Origin of the sequence: Ramlibacter agri (genome assembly GCF_012927085.1) — a bacterium.
Lineage (GTDB): Bacteria > Pseudomonadota > Gammaproteobacteria > Burkholderiales > Burkholderiaceae_C > Ramlibacter > Ramlibacter agri.
On record NZ_JABBFX010000001.1, the window covers coordinates 1,057,431 to 1,074,229 of the forward strand.

Sequence of the window (16,799 nt, forward strand, 5' to 3'; positions counted from 1 at the left end):
ATTCACAAGAGGAGACAAAGCATGAGCCTGACCCGCCGCCGGATTCTCTCTGCCACGAGCGCCGCTGCCGGCGCGCTGTTCGGCCTGCCTGCGCTTGCGCAGCAGGCGGCCGGCGCGCCGATCCGCATCGGCAGCACCCTGGCGCTCACCGGGCCGCTTTCGGCCACCGCCCTCACGCACAAGCTGGTGGGCGAGATCTACGTGGAGCAGTTGAACAAGCGCGGCGGCCTGCTGGGCCGGCCCGTGCAGTGGATCGTGAAGGACGACCAGTCCAAGCCGGAGCTGGCCCGCACCTTGTACGAACAGCTGATCACCTCCGACAAGGTGGACCTGCTGATGGGGCCGTACGCCACCGGCGCCATCCTGTCCGCCATGGGCGTGGCCCAGCGCTACAACAAGGTGCTGGTGCACCACACCTTCGGCATCCCGTCGATGGCCAAGTACGACATGCAGTTCCCGGCCTGGTCCTTGGGCCCGGACCCGCAGAAGACGGTGTCCAACTCGCTGTTCGACCTGATGGAGACGGCCAAGAAGCCGCCCAAGACCATCGCCATCGTCACCAGCAAATTCCCCTCGGTGCACTTCATGTCGCTGGGCGGCCGCGAGGTGGCCAAGCAGCGCGGACTGAAGGAGGTGCTGTTCCTCGAGTGGGAGTTCGGCAACCGCGACTTCGGCCCGATCGCCGCGCGGGTGAAGGACGCCAACCCCGACATGGTGTGGATCGGCGACATCGGCCTGGAAGGCAACCAGCTGCTGGAAGCCATGAAGAAGATCGACTACACGCCGCCGATCCACTTCCACCTGTATCCCGCGCCCGGCCCGATGACGCACTCGCCGGAAGGCGCCAACGCGCTGTCGGTGACCATCTTCGAGGAGCAGCCGCCCTTCACCAACAGCGGCACCGCCGCCGAATTCGTGAAGACCTTCAACGAGCGCGCCACGGCAGCCGGCCTGCCCGACACGCACGTGGAAGTGCAGGCAGCGGCTTCGTACAGCGCCTGGCAGATCCTGGAAGCGGGCGTGCGCGGCGCCAACAGCCTGGACGACAAGAAGATCGGCGAGTGGCTGCGCAAGAACAAGGTGGACACGATCCAGGGGCGCCTGCGCTTCGACGGCCCCGGCAACTACGGCGACGACCTGATGAAGATCAAGCAGGTGCAGGGCGGCACCTGGAAGGTGATCTGGCCGACGTCCTTCGCATCCCCCGGCGCCAGCCTGCAGGTGCGATGACGCTGCCCAGCCTGAACCTGCTGGCGCAGTCCATCCTCTCGGGCATCTTCATCGGCGCGCTGTACGGCCTGATCGGCCTGGGGCTGGGCCTCACCTGGGGCTTGCTGCGCCAGATCAACCTGGCGCACTTCGGGCTGGTGTTCCTGGGCGGCTACCTCAGCTACCAGATGACCGCCAGCTGGAAGCTGGACCCGCTGCTGGCGCTCGTCCTGGTGCCGCCGCTGTTCTTCGCCATCGGCGTGGGCATGCAGTGGGTGCTGTCCAAGTTCGCGATCACGCCCTTCAACTCGCTGCTGGTGAGCTTCGGCATCACGGTGGTGATCGAGAGCGGCATCCAGGGCATCTGGACGGCGGACTACCGCAAGCTGGAGTCGCCCTACAACGCGATGAAGTTCACCGTCGGCAAGCTGTACCTGCCGGTGCCCGAACTCGTGACCCTGGCGCTGGCGCTTGCCGCCTGCTTCGGCGTGTGGGCAGCGATGCGCTACACCGACCTGGGCAAGGCGATGCGGGCGATGGCCGAGGACGGCAAGATCGCGGCGGCCTTCGGCGTCAACGCGCAGACCCTGGCGCTGGTGCTGGCCGGCGGCTGCGCCGCGCTGGCCGGCGTGGCGGGCGTCTGCCTGGCGCTGACCTTCTCGCTGACGCCTTCGCAGATCTATGCCTGGGTGGGCGTGGTGTTCGCCGCCGTCATGCTGGGCGGCCTGGGCAGCGCGCTCGGGCCGCTGGCCGCCGGCGTCATCATCGGCGTCAGCGAAGCGATCACCATGGCGGTGGCTTCGCCTTCGTGGGCGCCCATCGTCTCCTTTTCGCTGCTGATCGCGATGCTGTTGCTGCGACCCGCGAAGGCCGGCACATGAAACGGACCCTCACTCTTGTTCTTGCGGCCGGTGCTGGCCTGGCCTGCATTCCCTGGCTGGGGCTGCCGGCCTTCTACGAGTCCTTCCTGTACCTGGTGTTCCACTGGATGATCCTGGCGCTGTCCTGGAACATCCTCTCGGGCTACTCGGGCTACTTCTCCTTCGGACATGGCGCCTTCTTCGGCATCGGCATGTACACGACGGCGGTGCTGGGGGCCAAGTTCGACTGGCCCTTCCTCGCGACCTTGCCTTTCGCGGCGCTGGTGCCCGCGCTGTTCGGGCTGGGGCTGGGCTTCGTCGTGTTCCGCGTGAAGTCCGTGCGCGGCGAACTGTTCGCGCTGCTGACGCTGGCGGTCACCTTCGTGGTCGCCACCATCATCGTCAACACGCCCATCGACGGCGGCCCGGGCATCTACCTGAACACGGTGCAGGTGCCGAAGATCGCGCCTTCGCCAGCCTCGGCGCTGTACCTGATGGTGCTGATCGCCGCGATCGTGACCCTGTTGGTGGCGTGGAAGGTGCAGAACTCGAAGCTGGGCATCGGCCTGTTCGCGATCCACGACGACGAGGACGTGGCGGAGGTGATGGGCGTGCCCACCTTCCGCTACAAGCTGCTCGCCTTCGCGCTGTCCTGCGGGCTGGCGGGCGTGGCCGGCGGCATCCATGCGCTGTTCGTGCAGTACGTGACCACGGCCGAGACCTTCAACATCACGGTGCCGCTGACGGTAGTGCTCATGAGCGTGCTGGGCGGCACGCGCTGGTGGGGCGGGCCGGCCATCGGCGCGGCTGCGATCACCGGGCTTTTGTATGCCTTCACGGCGGGCGACCACGCGGTGGCGGGGCGGGCGGCGGTGGGCGGGATCCTGGTGGTGGTGATCCTGTTCATGCCGGAAGGCGTGCTGGGCACCTTGCTGAAGAAGCGGCGCAAGCCGGTGGCGAAGGAGGTGTTGCCGGGGCCCACGCCGGCGCCGCCGCCGCGCGCGCCGGCCGTCGTCACGTCCAGGCCGCTGCTCGAAGTCCGCGGCCTGTCCAAGGCCTTCAAGGGCGTGCAGGCGCTGGACAAGGTGAACCTGCAGGTGCGCCAGGGCGAGATCCTCGGCCTGCTCGGGCCCAACGGCTCCGGCAAGTCGACCTTCATCAACGTGGTGAGCGGGCATTACCCGCTGAGCGCGGGCGAGCTCGTGTTCGACGGCCAGGTGCTGACCGGCGCGCCGGCGCACCGCATGGCGCAGGCCGGCATCGCCCGCACCTACCAGATCCCGCGGCCCTTCAAGCATATGACTGTGCTGGAGAACGTGTCCATGGTGGCGATGTTCGGCTGCGCTTCGCTCGATGCGCAAGCCGCGACCCGCGAAGCCTGGAAGTGGCTGGAGTTCACCGGCCTGCAGGACCGCGCGAACGCGCTGCCCGACGACCTCAACCTGCACCAGCGCAAGTTCCTGGAACTGGCGCGCGCGCTGGCGGCCAGGCCGCGGCTGGTGCTGCTGGACGAGGTGTTGTCGGGGCTGACGCCGGGCGAGATCAACGAGGCGATCGAGCTGATCCGGCGCATCCGCGACCAGGGCGCGACCATCGTGTTCGTCGAGCACGTGATGCGCGCGGTGATGGCGCTGACCGATCGCATCGTGGTGCTGAACCACGGCAAGCTGATCGCGCAGGGCCAGGCCACGGAAGTGATGCAGGACAGCGAGGTGGTGAGTGCGTATCTCGGACGGCCGGCCCATGCTTGAAGTCGCGGACCTGAAGGCGAACTACGGCGCGGCGCCGGCGCTGTGGGGCGTGTCGTTGAACGTCGAGCGAGGCGAACTCGTGTGCGTGGTCGGGCCCAACGGCGCCGGCAAGAGCACGCTGATCAACGTCATCGCCGGCCTGCACCGCGCGCGCGAAGGCAAGCTGCGCTTCGAGGGCGCGGACATCACGAGGCTGGCTGCGCACCGCTTCTGCGGCCGCGGCATCGCCATCGTGCCCGAGGGGCGGCGGCTCTTCACCGGCATGACGGTGCAGGAGAACCTGGCCCTGGGCAGCTTCCTGCCGGATGCCAAGGCGCAGCGCGCACAGACGCTGGACCGCGTGCTGGCGCTGTTTCCGGCGCTGAAGGCCAAGCTGCCCATGCCGGCCGGCTCGTTGTCGGGCGGCCAGCAGCAGATGGTGGCGATCGGCCGCGCGCTCATGAGCCGGCCACAATTGCTGTTGCTCGACGAGCCTTCGCTGGGCCTGGCGCCGGCGGTGGTGCTGGACATGTTCCAGGCCATCCGCGGCATCAACGCGCAGGGCACTTCGGTGCTACTGGTGGAGCAGAACGTGGCGATGGCGATGGAGATCGCCCGCCGGGCCTACGTGATGGAAGAAGGCCGCATCGTCGCCGAAGGCGCGGCGCGGGAGCTGATGGACCGGCCCGAGATCCAGAAGGCCTATCTCGGCCTCTGAACTCAGAACACCTTGGCGGCGAGGAAGGTGATGCCGCTGAACACGGACCATCCGCCGGAGGCCGTGTTCAGGCCCTTGCTGACGCCGGCGTCGATGACGATGGCGGGCGAAACGGCGTAGGCGGCCGCCACCAGCGCCTGCGTGGTGCGGTCCGCGCCGCCGCGCCAGGTGCCGGACAACTCGGCCTGCGCGGACCAATGCTCGTCGAGGTTGCGCGAGAAGGCGCTGGCCCAGCCCTTCTGCCAGGCGCTTTCGCCGGCCGGCGTGCCCCCGAGGTGCGTCGCCGTGAGGTTGACGTCCACGTGCCACTTCGGCGCGAAGTCGCTGCTGAAGATGCCGTTCAAGCCGGCGTCCGTGTGCTCGCTGCCGATGCCGGCGCGGGCGGTGGGCAGCTTGACGCCAGCCTCCAGGCCGAAGGCGTTCGCATCGTTCACCGCGAAGCGCCGCTTCAGCACGATGGAGGTGTCGCCGATGCCGCGCTCGCTGGTGCCGGCCGCATCCTGCTGGTGGACGAAGGCGTCGCCGCCGACGCGGATGCCCCAGTCGGGCGTGAAGGCCAGCTTGAGCGTGTAGGGCACGGTGTCGCGCCGCCGCGGGTCTTCGGCGTTGCTGCGCTGCACGCCGGCTTCGACCTCCAGCCAGCCGGGCGCCGAGAGGGCAGCTGGCGTCGACACGCTGGGACGGTAGGGCGTGACCGAAGGCACCTCGTCGGCTTGTGCTCCGATGCAGGCAAGCAGCGCTGGGATGAAGAGGAGGGCGCGTTTCATCGGCGCATGATAGCGGCGGCGATCCGCAGCGCGCGTTCCGCCTCCGCGGCAGTCGCGCCCCGCCAGGCCACGACCTGGTCGGGTCGGACCAGCGCCAGCGGCGCTTCATAGAGCTCGCGCAAGGCATGGTCCGCGTGCCGCACCACGCGCAGGTCGAGATGCAGGCGCGCAGCGGCCTCCTCGAACGCGGAGGTATCGGGGGCTTCCCGGCCCAGCACGAGGAGTGTCCACCCCGGCCCGAAACCGTCGAACAGCGAAGAACCATCGGCCAGCCACGCATGCGGCGGCCTCCCGCCCGGGCACGCCGTCGGCACATAGGCGTTGGGCTCGTCCGGCGGTGGCCGGCTGCCGTCGCCGACGATCCAGGGCGAGCCGTCATAGCGCCCGCCGAAGGTGACGCCAGGAATGTTGAACTCCAGCCGCACATGCGCGTTGAGGTGCCGTGCAGCTTCGGCGCGCGCGGCGTCGCCGGCGGGGCCGGACTCCTCCAGCACCGGCAGCGCGGCGAACAGCCCCACGGAGTCGGCGAAGCGCCGCGCATACGCGGTGTTGCGCTCGGCCAGTGGCTTGCGTTCCACCTCGTAGCTGTCCAACAGCGCAGGCGAGCTGGTGCCGCGCAGCACGCTCGCCAGTTTCCAGGCGAGGTTCACTGCGTCCTCGACGGCGGTGTTGTAGCCCAGCCCGCCGGTGGGCGTGAACAGGTGCGCCGCATCGCCGGCGATGAAGACGCGGCCACGCTGGAACGATTCCGCCACCAGCGAGTGCCCGGCGGTCCAGGTGCCGAAGGACAGGATCTCGATCGGGATCTCCCGGCCCAGCGCTTCGGCGAACACGCGGCGCGCGTCCGCTGCGGTCCAGGCGTCGGCGTCCTCGCCCGGATGCACCGCGGCATGGAAGGCGAACTCGCTGCGGCCGTCCACCGAAGCCATGAAGGCGCGCCGCTGCGCGTTGACGCTCACGTACATCCAGGCACGCGCGTGCGGGAAGGCGTCGTAGAAGGCCGGCGCGCGCATGTACAGCGCGAACATCTGCCCGCCCATGAAGTCGCGCCGCACGCCGCTGTGCCCGCCCCAGCGGATGCCCAGCGCATTGCGCACGAGGCTGCGCGCGCCGTCGGCGCCCACGAGGTAGCGGGCGCGCACCTGCAGCGGCTCGCCCCCGGCCACGGGCTGCACGACCGCGCCCACGCCGTCGCCGTCATCGGTGAAGGACTGCAGCTGCCAGCCATAGCGGATGTCGTTGCCGGGCAGTGCGTCCGCCTGCCGGCGCAACACCGCCTCCACGAACTTCTGCGAGACGCGATGCGGCAGTTCGGCCGCGCTCCAGGAGCCGGCCATCTTCTTCACGTTGCGCACCGCTTCGGCGGCCGTGGGCAAGGTCAGCCGCGCCAGTTCCCAGCCCGTGTAGCGGGTGAAATAGGCGATGTCGGTCGGGTGGTCCGCGGGCAGGCCTTGCGCCCGCATCTCCTGCGCGAAGCCGAGGCGGCGGAAATGTTCCATCGTCCGCGCCTGCGTCGCGTTGGCCTGCGGGTTGAAGGCGGTCGAGGGCTTGGCATCGGCGACCAGCGTGCGGATGCCGCGCCGGCCCAGCTCGTTGGCCAGCATCAGGCCGCAGGGCCCGCCGCCTGCCACCAACACTTCCGTATCCAGGGTCTCCATGCTTTCAGCGTAGCAGCGCGGTCTTCCGCGCCGCGGAAAAGTCATTTGCCGCGCAGGCCTTCCCGGCGGCTGGCGGCAAGCCTACAGTTCGGGCCGAATCGACAGAGGTATGCCATGAAAGACGACATGCAAGACAAGCTCCTGATCCGCGAACTGGTGGAGCGCTGGGCCGTGTGGCGCGACGCCGGCGACTGGGACCGCTTCGCCACCGTGTGGCACCCCGAAGGCGTGATGATGGCCACCTGGTTCCAGGGCTCCTTTCGCGACTTCATCCGCGTCACCCAGGAGGGCTGGGACAAGGGCGTGAGCATCCTGCACTTCCTCGGCGGCTCGGCCATCGAGGTGGCGGGCGACCGCGCCATCGCCCAGACCAAGATGACGATCTCCCAGCGCGGCATGGTCGAAGGCCAGGCGGGTCCGGTGCTGTGCGACGTGCTCTGCACCGGCCGCTTCTACGACTTCATCGTCAAGCACGAAGGCGTGTGGAAGGTGCTGCACCGCCAGCCGATCTACGAGAAGGACCGCATCGATCCGCTGGACCCGACGGCGCAGCTGACGCTGGACGCGCAACTGCTCGCCTCGATGCCGGAAGGCTACCGCCACCTCGCCTACATCCAGACGCGCATCGGCTACAAGGTGAAGATGGACATGCCGATGCTGAAGGGCCCGGTGGTCCAGGAGCTGTACAAGCGGGGCGAACGCTGGCTGGCCGGCGGCGCGCTGGAGCGCTGAGGTGACGATGCGCCGCCGCCTGCTCACCGCTTTTGCACTGGCCTGTGCGTTGCCGCTGGCAGCGCAGGCCCAGGTCTATCCGAACAAGCCGGTGCGCGTCGTCGTGCCGCAGCCGCCCGGCGGCGGCTTCGACACCGTGGGCCGCTTGATGGCCGACCGCCTGGGCCGGCAAACGGGCCAGCCCTTCGTGGTGGACAACCGCACCGGCTCGGGCACGCTGGTCGGCACCGATTTCGCGGCCAAGGCGCCGGCCGACGGCTACACGCTGCTGGTGGGTTCGGTGTCCAACCTCGCGTTGAACCCGGGCCTGTACGCCAACCTGCCTTACGACAGCATGCGGGACTTCGAGCCCGTGGGCCTGCTGGTGAGCTACAGCTACACGCTGGTCGCGCGCAAGGACCTGCCGCAGCAGAACCTGCGCGATGTGCTGGCCTACGCGAAGGCGAACCCGGGCAAGCTCACCTACGCCTCGGCCGGCGTCGGCTCCGGCCAGCACGTGCTGGCCGCGGCGCTGTGGCACATGGCGGGCGTGGACGTCGCGCACATCCCCTACCGCGGCGCGCAGCCGGCCTACCAGGACCTGCTGGGTGGCCGCGTCGACCTGTTCTTCGACCTCTCGCCCACGGCGCGCGTGCAGGTGGATGCCGGCAAGGCGAAGGCGCTGGCCGTCTCGGGCGCGGCGCGCAATCCCATGCATCCGGAGGTGCCCACCGTGCAGGAGAGCGGCGCCGACCTGCAGCTGGAATCCTGGTTCGGCCTGTTCGCGCCGGCGAAGACGCCGCCGGAGGTGCTGCAGCGCCTGCGCGCCGAATTCGCGAAAATGGCGGCCCTGCCCGAAGTGCAGGAGGCGCTCGTGAAGGGCGGCGGCAAGCCGCTGGCCCTGGTGGGCGACGATGCCCGCACGGTGGTGCGGCGCGACGTCGACACCTGGCCGCGCATCGTGAAGACGCTGGCCATCCGGGCGGAATGACATCCACAACGAAGCAAACTCAAGAATGAAAGTCCTCGGCATCTGCGGCAGCCTGCGCAAGGCTTCCTACAACGCAATGGCGCTGCGCGCCGCGCAGAAACTGGCGCCCGCCGGCATGGAAATCACCATCGCCGACATCAGCGCCATCCCCTTCTTCAACGACGACGTGCGCGCCGCCGGCGAGCCGGCCAGCGTGGCAGCGCTCAAGGCGCAGGTGCGCGAAGCCGACGCCCTGCTGATCGCCACGCCCGAGTACAACTTCTCGGTGCCGGGCGTGCTGAAGAACGTGCTGGACTGGATGTCGCGCCCGCCCGAGCCGCCCTTCGAAGGCAAGCCGGTCGCGATCATGGGCGCCAGCGGCGGCCCGCTGGGCACCGCGCGTGCGCAGTACGACCTGCGCAAGATCTTCGTCTACATGAACACCTTCACGGTCAACAAGCCGGAGGTCTTCATCGGCAGCGCCCAGACCAAGTTCAACGCCGAGGGCGAACCGACCGACGAGGCCACGAAGAAGTTCATCGGCGACCTGCTGGTGTCGCTGCAGGCGCTGGCGAAGCGGCTGGGCTAAAGCCAGCGCAGCGGCAGCCCGCCTGCCGTGTTTTTCACCTGGGCCGGGATGAGCCGCAGCATGCGTTGCGCGCCGGCCTGCAGCACCTCGCCGCGCGCCTGCACGTGCACCTGTTCGCCAGTCTCGAAGTCGACGAACAGCAGCGCGCAGCGGGGTTCCAGCTGCAGGTTGCCCAGGGTGTTGAAGAAGGAGTTGCCGGTGTAGTCCGGCACCAGCAGGCTGCCGTCCTGCACCTGCACGAACCCCGCTGGCCCGCCGCGGTGCGAGACGTCGACGCCTTCGCTGGCATCCTGGCCGTGCGCCGCGGCAGGGTGGGCCGTCGCGATGAAGAAGGTGTCGGCGCTTTCCACCAGCGCGCGGGCCGCTCCATCGAATTCCGTCATCAGGATGCTGTGGGCAGCCGTGGCTGCGGGTGCGTGCACGGCTTCGCGCTGGTGGATGTACTTCGGGCAGTTGCCGAAGCTCTGGTCCACGTGCACCGTGAATCCCTCGGCGTCGCTGGTTTCGATGCGTCCGTTCATGCGGTTGCGCCGGCCGGTGTGCGCCTGTAGGCCCAGCAGGCCAACCGGCGAATCCTCCGCCAGGTCTTCGTCCGCGAAGCCGCGCGTGCCGGTGGGTGCATCGAGCCTCAAGCGCCTGGGATCCGGCGAGTGGGCGAAACCCGGTTCTCCCGCGAGCAGCGAAACGCGCGGCTGCCCATTCGCGTCCAGTGTTCCCGCGATGACGAAAGGCAGCAGCGCGAAGAACTCGCGGTGCTGGTCCGGCATGTGGTCGCGCAGGACGCGCGCCGCGACCGGCTCCATGCGCGCAGCCACACCGGCCGCTTGCTGCATGGCGATCTCGCCCGGGTGCCAGTTCATGACGGCAATCCGACCGCGCTGCGCGGGAAGGGCAAGAAGCCGGGCAGCGCTTCCACGCGCTCGAGCCAGCTCCGCACCGCGGGGAAGTCCTGCAGCGATACGCCGCCCTCCGGCGCCCGTGCCACGTACGCGTAGTTGGCGATGTCAGCCAGGGTGGGCGCGTCGCCGGCGAGCCAGGGCCGCGCGGCCAGCTCGCCTTCCATCACCGCCAGCAGCTGCTGCCCGCGCGCAACGGCCGGCGCCGGGTCGTCGCTGCGCCCGAACAGCTTGATGACGCGTGCCAATGCCGGCCCGAAGGCCAACGGCCCCGCCGCGACGGAAAGCCAGCGCTGCACCTGCGCGGCCGCCAGCGGATCGCGCGGCATCCAGCGGCCCGGCGCGTAGCGGCTTTCCAGGTAGACGAGGATGGCGTTGGAATCGGCGACGACCACGTCGCCGTCCTCGATCACCGGCACCTGGCCAAAGGCGTTGAGCGCCAGGAAGGGCGGGCGCTTGTGCTCGCCGGCGGCGAGGTCGACGTCCACCACTTCGTACGGCAGTCCGAGCAGCGACAGCAGGAGTTCGACGCGGTGGCAGTGGCCGGACAGGGCCAGGCGGTGCAGCTTGATGGGGTTCATGGCGCCCATTCTGTTTACTCCGATCGTCGGAATAAATGGCGCAAGTTGCACAAGACTGCTCCGGTCTGTGCAGCAATAATCCGCCCATGGATCGCTTCAAGGCCATGCAGACCTTCGTGCGGATCGCCGACACCGGCAGCCTGACGGCCGCCGCGCGCGAGCTGGGGAGTTCGGTGCCGGCCGTCGTGCGCGCGCTGGCGGCCTACGAGGCGCAACTGGGCGTGCGCCTCTTCCATCGCACCACGCGGCGCATCACCCTGACCGACGAGGGCCGGCAGCACCTGGAGCGCTCGCGCCACCTGCTCACCGGGCTGGAAGAGGCGGAAGCCGCGCTGCGCGCCGGCGCCGCCGCACCCAGCGGCCACCTGCAGATCACCGCGCCCGTGCTGTTCGGGCAGATGTACGTGGCGCCCGTCGTCACGCGCTTCGCGCAGCAGCATCCCGGTTTGCGCTGCACGCTGCTGCTGCTGGACCGGGTGGTGAACCTGCTGGAGGAAGGGCAGGACCTGGGCATCCGCATCGGCAAGCTGGAAGACTCGTCGCTCGTGGCGCGGAGCATCGGCCACATCCGCCGCGTCGTGGTCGGCACGCCGGCCTACCTGCGCCGGCACGGCCTGCCGCGGCATCCACGCGAGCTCGCGCGGCACAATTGCATTCGCACCGTCGGCGGCGCGCGCACGGCCTGGGGCGACTTCCAGGAGAACGGGCGCGTCTTCCAGGTGGCCGTCAGCGGCAACCTCGAGTTCAACCACGTCTGGCCCACCGTGCAGGCCTGCGCGGACGGCGCCGGGCTGGGCATGTTCTTTTCGTACCAGGTGGAGCAGTTGGTGCGGGCGAAGAAGCTGCGCATCGTGCTGGATGACTTCGAACTGCCGCCTCGTCCCATCAGCATCGTCTACCCGCACGCGCGCCTGTTGCCGGCGCGGACGCGGGCCTTCATCGATTTCGCGGCGCGCGAGATCGCCTCGTTTTCCGGGGGACAATCCGCCCCTTGAGCCTGCCCATCGTCACTTCCTGGACCTTCTACGCGGCTTCGGTCCCCGCGGTCATCCTGCTCGGGATCAGCAAGAGCGGCTTCGGCGCCGGCTTCGGCTCGCTGGCCGTGCCGATGATGGCGATGGCGGTCACTGTGCCCGAAGCCGCCGCGATCCTGATGCCCATCCTGTTCGTGATGGACGTGATGGGGCTGGCGGCCTTCCGGCGCGACTTCGACTGGAAGCTGCTGCGCTTCCTCATCCCCGCGGGGCTGGCCGGCATCGTCATCGGCGCGCTGTCCTTCCGCATGCTCGACGAGCGCCTGGTGTCGGGCATCGTCGGCGCCTTCACGCTGGTCTTCCTCGCGCAGCGCCTCGCCTTTCCGCCGCGGCCGGACAGCCCGCATCCGCCCAAGTGGCTGGGCGGCATCCTCACGGCGCTCTCCGGCTTCACCAGCTTCGTCGCCCATGCGGGCGGCCCGCCGATCAACGCCTACGTGATGCCGTTGCGGCTGGCGCCGGTGGTGTTCACGGCGACGATGTCCGTGTTCTTCTTCGTGATGAACCTGAGCAAGTGGATCCCGTACGCCTGGCTGGGCCTGCTGGACCTGCGCAACATGGCGACCTCCATCGCGCTGCTGCCCTTCGCGCCCATCGGCGTGGTGCTGGGCATCAAGATGGCGCGCCGCATCGACCCGAAGCTGTTCTACCGGCTGATCACGATCGGCATGCTGCTGACCGGGTGCAAGCTGGTGTGGGATGGGTTCATCGCGGGCTAGAGTCTCTTGCTCCCTCAGTGGAGCCCGTCCTTCTCCGTCGCCGGCCGCTCGTTGAAATCCATCTCCGGCTCGTCCCAACCCGGCCGCCGGTCCTCGTTCTGCTTGCGGCGCTCCTCGTTCTCGGCGCGCTCGCGTGCCATCTGTTCCTCCAGCTGCTGGCGGCCTTCCTTGATGACGGCGATCATCTTGGCGCGGTCACGGTGGAAGGGGTACATCTTCTCGAACAGTTCCAGGTTGTGGCGCCGGAAGCGCTGGGCCTGGCGGCGCGCTTCGTAGGGCTGCATTCCCAGCAGCTCCAGCACGGTGCGGCCGCTGCGCAGGCTGGACTCGAACACTTCGCGCTCCACGCGCATCACGCCGCGGTCACGCAGTTCGTTCCAGTGCGTGACGTCGATCGCGCGCACGACGAGTTCGAGCTTGGGGAAGTTCTCGCGCACGAGGTCGACGATGCGCAGGCACTGGTCGCGGTCGTCCACCGCCACCACCAGCACGCGCGCCGTTTCGGCGCCGGCGGTGCGCAGCATGTCCAGCCGCGTGGCGTCGCCATAGAACACCTTGTAGCCGAAGGAGCGCGCGGCTTCGATCATGTCGGCGTCGTGGTCCAGCACCGTGGCGCCGAAGCCCTGCGCGTTCAGCAGGCGGCCCACCATCTGGCCGTAGCGGCCGAAGCCCGCGATGATGACCGGCGCGTGCTGCTGCTCGCTCAGCTCCGATAGAACAGGGCGGCTCGCCGCGTTCAGCCGCGGCAGCACGTAGCGGTCCACGGCAACAAGAAGCAGCGGGCTGAGCAGCATCGACACCGCCACCGCGCCGACCAGCAGCGAAGCCGTCTCCGCTGGAAACACGCGCTCGGTCACGGCGGCCTGGAAGACCACGAAGGCGAACTCGCCGCCCTGCGCCAGCAGCACCGTGAACACCGGCCGCTCCTGCAGCGGGATGCCCATGGGCTTGGCGATCGTCCAGATCACCAGCGACTTCAGCAGCAGCAGCGACAGCACCAGCAGGGCCACCTTGCCGGGCGATTGCAGCAGCACGCCGAAGTCGATGCTCATGCCGACGGCGATGAAGAACAGGCCCAGCAGCAGGCCCTTGAAGGGCTCGATGTCGGTTTCCAGCTCGCGCCGGTATTCGCTCTCTGCGAGTAGCACGCCGGCCAGGAAGGCGCCCAGTGCCATCGACAGGCCCACCAGCTGCATCAGCGCGGCGATCGCCACCACGAGCAGCAGCGCCGCGGCGGTGAAGATCTCCGGCGTGCGGCTCTTGGCGATCATGCGGAACAGCGGCCGCATCGCCAGCCGGCCGCCCAGCACGATGACGACGATGACGCCGACGATCTTGCCGGCCAGCAGCCACAGCGAATCCGGCTGCGCGTCGTCGGCCAGGTGCACGCCCAGCAGCGGCAGCAGCGCCAGGATGGGAATGGCGGCGACGTCCTGGAACAGCAGGATGGAGAAGCCCGATTGCCCGCTGCTGGTGGGCAGCAGGTTGCGCTCGCCCATCACCTGCAGCGCGATCGCGGTGGACGACAGCGCGAGCCCCAGCGACGCCACCAGCGAGACGCGCCAGGGCGCACCGGCCAGCACGCCGACGACAGCAAGCAAAGCTGCGCATCCGAGCACCTGTGCGCTGCCCCAGCCGAAGATGGGCCGGCGCAAGCTCCAGAGCCGGCGCGGCTCCAGCTCCAGGCCGATCAGGAACAGCATCAGCACCACGCCGAACTCGGCGAAATGCAGGATGTCCTCCACGTTGCTCACCAGGCCCAGGCCCCAGGGGCCGATGACGATGCCGGCGGCGAGGTAGCCGAGGATGGCGCCGAGGCCGATGGCGCGCGACAGCGGCACCGCGACCACGGCCGCGGCAAGATAGACCAGCGTATTGGTCAGCCACGCAGGCGTGTGTTCCATTCAGGCCAACCTTTCGTCGTGGGGGACCGGCCGGTCGGTGGTGGGCACGTTGCAGGCGGGGCAGGATGCGAGGTCGGCCATCTCGGGCCAGTCGGGATAGCTGGCGAGCCGCTGCGCGAAAACCTCGGCGTGCGCCTGCACTTCCGCCGGGCTCGCGCGGTGGGCACCATGCAGCATCAGGGGCGGCAGGAAGCGCATGCCGCATAGCGCCGCGGTCTGCTCGTAGGGCGGCAGGAAGGCGTCGAAGAAGTAGCGGTTGTAACCTTGCGGGTGGTACGAGGATTCCGGGCCGCCGGTGGTCGCCACCAGCCAGATATCCTTGCCCTGCAGGGCGGTGCCGCCGGGTCCGTAGGCCCAGCCGTAGGCGAGCACTTCGTCGAGCCAGAGCTTCATGAGGGCGGGCATCGAATACCACTGGATCGGGTGCAGCAGCACCAGCAGGCGCGCGTTGCTGGCCTGGGCCTGTTCGGCGGCGGTATCGATGTCGAAATCGGGGTAGCGGGCGTACAGGTCCTGCACGGTCACGCCGGGCACGGCCCGGGCCCGCTGGAACAGCACCCGGTTGACCCGGGATTCGCGCCAGTTGGGGTGGGCGGCCAGGACGTGGATGCCTGGTCCGGAAGGCCGGTTTGCGAACTCATCCATGGTCGTTAACATAGCGTAAGCGGCTTCTGCTGTGGGGCCGCGCAGCCGAGGAGTCCGTTGCATGCCGGTCGTCGTCGTTGCGAACCCCAAGGGCGGAGTCGGGAAATCGACCATCGCCACCAATATCGCAGGCTACTACGCCAGCCGTGGCCATCAGGTCATGCTGGGAGATGCCGACAGGCAGCAGTCCTCCCTGCTCTGGCTGCGCCTGCGCCCGCCCGAGGCGCGTCCCATCAGCAGCTGGGAGGTGCACAAGGACAAGCTGGCGCGCCCGCCCAAGGGCACCACGCACGTGGTGCTGGACACGGCCGCGGGGCTGCACGGGCGAATGTTCCAGGAGGCGCTGAAGCTGGCGGACAAGGTCGTGGTTCCCCTGTCGCCCAGCATCTTCGACATCTACGCCACCCGCAACTTCGTCGACCAGCTGGCGCAGCATGGCAAGGCCAGCCGCATGCAGGTGGGCATCATCGGCACGCGCGTGGACAGCCGCACCATCGCGGCGGAGAAACTGCAGGAGTTCGTCGGTGGACTGGGGCTGCCGGTGCTGGGCTTGCTGCGGCCGACGCAGAACTACGTGCACCTGGCGGCCCGCGGCTTGACCTTGTGGGACCTGGCGCCGGGCAAGGTGGAGCGCGACCTCGAGCAGTGGGAAGGGATCTGCCACTGGCTCGACGCGTGAGGGACATAGCGCGGCCCGGCCCGGCGCTACATTGCGCCGATGCGCATCTTCGAATCCCTTGCCGAGCTGCCGTCCTGCGTGGGCCAGGAGGTCGTGACCAGCGACTGGCTCACCGTCACCCAGCAGCAGATCGACCTCTTCGCCCAGGCCACCGGTGACCACCAGTGGATCCACGTCGACGTAGAGCGGGCCAAGGCGGGCCCCTTCGGCGCGCCCATCGCCCATGGCTTCCTGACGCTGTCGCTGCTGCCGACATTCTTCGCAACGGCGCTGGAAATCCGTAACACACGGATGGGCGTGAACTATGGCTTGAACCGCGTCCGTTTCACCGCTCCCGTGCCGGCTGGCAGCCGCTTGCGCGCCGCGATCAAGCTGCTCGCCTGCGAGCAACTCGCCGACGGCGGCACGCAGTTGACCTGGCAAGTGACGGTGCAGCGTGAAGGAAGCGACAAACCGGCCTGTATCGCCGAGTCCCTGTCCAGGGCGTACCCCTGAACGGCAAAAAAGAGCCCCACCGAAGTGGGGCGAGTGAAGAAAGGAGTCTGGGTTGCCTGGCCTGCCTTGTCAGGGCTGGTCAAGAAAGAGATGGTGGGGCCGCGTTGGCTTTCAAACACAGCCGATCGAAACCAAATATTGCTTTTGTGCCTCAATTCAGCCCGCTGACCCAGCGAAGCCCAGCTGCCGCCACGCTTCGAACACCGTCACCGCCACCGCGTTCGACAGGTTCAGGCTGCGCTGGCCCGGGCGCATCGGCAGGCGCAGGCGCTGCGGCGGCGCGAAGCGCTCCAGCATCTCCGGGCCCAGGCCGCGCGTTTCCGAGCCGAACACCAGCCAGTCGCCGGCCGCATAAGCCACGTCGTGCACGGCCCGCGTCGCCTTGGTCGTGAGGGCGAACATGCGTCGAGCGTCGGGGGATTCAGCCTGCAGGAAGGCGTCCCAGTCCGCGTGCCGCTTCACCTCGGCGTACTCGTGGTAGTCCAGGCCGGCGCGCCGCATGTGCTTGTCGTCCATGGAGAAGCCCAGCGGCTCGATCAGGTGCAGCGCGCAGCCGGTGTTGGCGGCCAGGCGGATGACGTTGCCGGTGTTGGGCGGGATCTCGGGGGTGACCAGGACGATGCGGAACATGCCC

General features: G+C 68.9%; 18 protein-coding genes. 11 read left to right on the top strand and 7 right to left on the bottom strand.

Annotated features, from left to right (window positions below):
* Window positions 1–21 precede the first annotated feature (21 nt).
* Genes HHL11_RS05110 through HHL11_RS05125 form a run of 4 tightly spaced genes read left to right on the top strand, consistent with a single transcriptional unit; the run spans window position 22 to window position 4,517 of the window.
* Window positions 22–1,230, top strand: a complete 1,209-nt coding sequence (locus HHL11_RS05110; protein ID WP_169417350.1) for an amino acid ABC transporter substrate-binding protein — start codon at window positions 22–24, stop codon at window positions 1,228–1,230.
* Entirely contained in the window at window positions 1,227–2,090 is an 864-nt protein-coding gene (locus HHL11_RS05115) for a branched-chain amino acid ABC transporter permease (RefSeq protein ID WP_240980007.1), read from the top strand. Before HHL11_RS05110 ends, HHL11_RS05115 begins: the two co-directional genes overlap by 4 nt.
* Window positions 2,087–3,820, top strand: a complete 1,734-nt coding sequence (locus HHL11_RS05120) for a branched-chain amino acid ABC transporter ATP-binding protein/permease (protein WP_169417351.1) — start codon at window positions 2,087–2,089, stop codon at window positions 3,818–3,820. The genes HHL11_RS05115 and HHL11_RS05120 overlap by 4 nt, the downstream gene beginning before the upstream one ends.
* The gene (locus HHL11_RS05125; RefSeq protein WP_169417352.1) at window positions 3,813–4,517 is read left to right on the top strand and encodes an ABC transporter ATP-binding protein; all 705 of its coding nucleotides are present in this window, start codon (window positions 3,813–3,815) and stop codon (window positions 4,515–4,517) included. Before HHL11_RS05120 ends, HHL11_RS05125 begins: the two co-directional genes overlap by 8 nt.
* Window positions 4,518–4,519: 2 nt before the next feature.
* Here HHL11_RS05125 and HHL11_RS05130 read toward each other — a convergent pair whose 3' ends face one another.
* Together HHL11_RS05130 and HHL11_RS05135 are read right to left on the bottom strand one after the other, a co-directional pair.
* Complete coding sequence (locus HHL11_RS05130; RefSeq protein ID WP_169417353.1) at window positions 4,520–5,284, bottom strand: transporter; 765 nt, start codon at window positions 5,282–5,284, stop codon at window positions 4,520–4,522.
* A complete protein-coding gene (locus tag HHL11_RS05135) occupies window positions 5,281–6,942 on the bottom strand; it encodes an FAD-dependent oxidoreductase (RefSeq protein WP_169417354.1) in 1,662 nt (553 codons plus the stop codon). Before HHL11_RS05135 ends, HHL11_RS05130 begins: the two co-directional genes overlap by 4 nt.
* 126 nt (window positions 6,943–7,068) lie before the next feature.
* Between HHL11_RS05135 and HHL11_RS05140 the strand changes: the two genes are divergently transcribed.
* The 3 genes from HHL11_RS05140 to HHL11_RS05150 are packed head-to-tail and all read left to right on the top strand — an operon-like array spanning window position 7,069 to window position 9,212.
* Window positions 7,069–7,674: a nuclear transport factor 2 family protein gene (locus tag HHL11_RS05140; protein ID WP_240980008.1), complete on the top strand. Its 606-nt coding sequence runs from the start codon at window positions 7,069–7,071 to the stop codon at window positions 7,672–7,674.
* 7 nt (window positions 7,675–7,681) lie between these two features.
* Entirely contained in the window at window positions 7,682–8,644 is a 963-nt protein-coding gene (locus tag HHL11_RS05145; RefSeq protein ID WP_240980170.1) for a Bug family tripartite tricarboxylate transporter substrate binding protein, read from the top strand.
* 25 nt (window positions 8,645–8,669) lie between these two features.
* Window positions 8,670–9,212 (top strand): NADPH-dependent FMN reductase, encoded by a 543-nt coding sequence (locus HHL11_RS05150; RefSeq protein ID WP_169417357.1) that lies wholly within the window; start codon window positions 8,670–8,672, stop codon window positions 9,210–9,212.
* On the opposite strand, the gene HHL11_RS05155 is transcribed toward HHL11_RS05150, so the two are convergent.
* Both HHL11_RS05155 and HHL11_RS05160 read right to left on the bottom strand, forming a co-directional pair.
* The gene (locus HHL11_RS05155) at window positions 9,209–10,072 is read right to left on the bottom strand and encodes a pyridoxamine 5'-phosphate oxidase family protein (protein WP_169417358.1); all 864 of its coding nucleotides are present in this window, start codon (window positions 10,070–10,072) and stop codon (window positions 9,209–9,211) included. The genes HHL11_RS05150 and HHL11_RS05155 overlap by 4 nt on opposite strands.
* On the bottom strand, window positions 10,069–10,689 hold the full coding sequence (locus HHL11_RS05160; RefSeq protein ID WP_169417359.1) for a glutathione S-transferase family protein: 621 nt from the start codon (window positions 10,687–10,689) through the stop codon (window positions 10,069–10,071). Before HHL11_RS05160 ends, HHL11_RS05155 begins: the two co-directional genes overlap by 4 nt.
* A gap of 86 nt (window positions 10,690–10,775) precedes the next feature.
* Here HHL11_RS05160 and HHL11_RS05165 point away from each other — a divergent pair, with 86 nt between their 5' ends.
* Both HHL11_RS05165 and HHL11_RS05170 read left to right on the top strand, forming a co-directional pair.
* Window positions 10,776–11,684 carry a LysR family transcriptional regulator gene (locus HHL11_RS05165; RefSeq protein WP_169417360.1) on the top strand — a complete coding sequence of 303 codons (909 nt, stop codon included), beginning with the start codon at window positions 10,776–10,778 and terminating at the stop codon, window positions 11,682–11,684.
* Window positions 11,681–12,442 carry a sulfite exporter TauE/SafE family protein gene (locus HHL11_RS05170; RefSeq protein WP_169417361.1) on the top strand — a complete coding sequence of 254 codons (762 nt, stop codon included), beginning with the start codon at window positions 11,681–11,683 and terminating at the stop codon, window positions 12,440–12,442. Before HHL11_RS05165 ends, HHL11_RS05170 begins: the two co-directional genes overlap by 4 nt.
* Window positions 12,443–12,456: 14 nt before the next feature.
* On the opposite strand, the gene kefC is transcribed toward HHL11_RS05170, so the two are convergent.
* Both kefC and kefF read right to left on the bottom strand, forming a co-directional pair.
* Window positions 12,457–14,346 (bottom strand): glutathione-regulated potassium-efflux system protein KefC, encoded by a 1,890-nt coding sequence (kefC, locus tag HHL11_RS05175; protein ID WP_169417362.1) that lies wholly within the window; start codon window positions 14,344–14,346, stop codon window positions 12,457–12,459.
* Window positions 14,347–14,991: a glutathione-regulated potassium-efflux system oxidoreductase KefF gene (gene kefF, locus HHL11_RS05180; RefSeq protein WP_169417363.1), complete on the bottom strand. Its 645-nt coding sequence runs from the start codon at window positions 14,989–14,991 to the stop codon at window positions 14,347–14,349.
* Between the two features lie 61 nt (window positions 14,992–15,052).
* Between kefF and HHL11_RS05185 the strand changes: the two genes are divergently transcribed.
* Together HHL11_RS05185 and HHL11_RS05190 are read left to right on the top strand one after the other, a co-directional pair.
* Window positions 15,053–15,670: a ParA family protein gene (locus tag HHL11_RS05185; protein WP_169417364.1), complete on the top strand. Its 618-nt coding sequence runs from the start codon at window positions 15,053–15,055 to the stop codon at window positions 15,668–15,670.
* A gap of 39 nt (window positions 15,671–15,709) precedes the next feature.
* Entirely contained in the window at window positions 15,710–16,165 is a 456-nt protein-coding gene (locus HHL11_RS05190) for a MaoC family dehydratase (RefSeq protein ID WP_169417365.1), read from the top strand.
* 156 nt (window positions 16,166–16,321) lie between these two features.
* On the opposite strand, the gene trmL is transcribed toward HHL11_RS05190, so the two are convergent.
* Entirely contained in the window at window positions 16,322–16,795 is a 474-nt protein-coding gene (gene trmL / locus HHL11_RS05195; protein ID WP_169417366.1) for a tRNA (uridine(34)/cytosine(34)/5-carboxymethylaminomethyluridine(34)-2'-O)-methyltransferase TrmL, read from the bottom strand.
* Window positions 16,796–16,799: the final 4 nt, after the last annotated feature.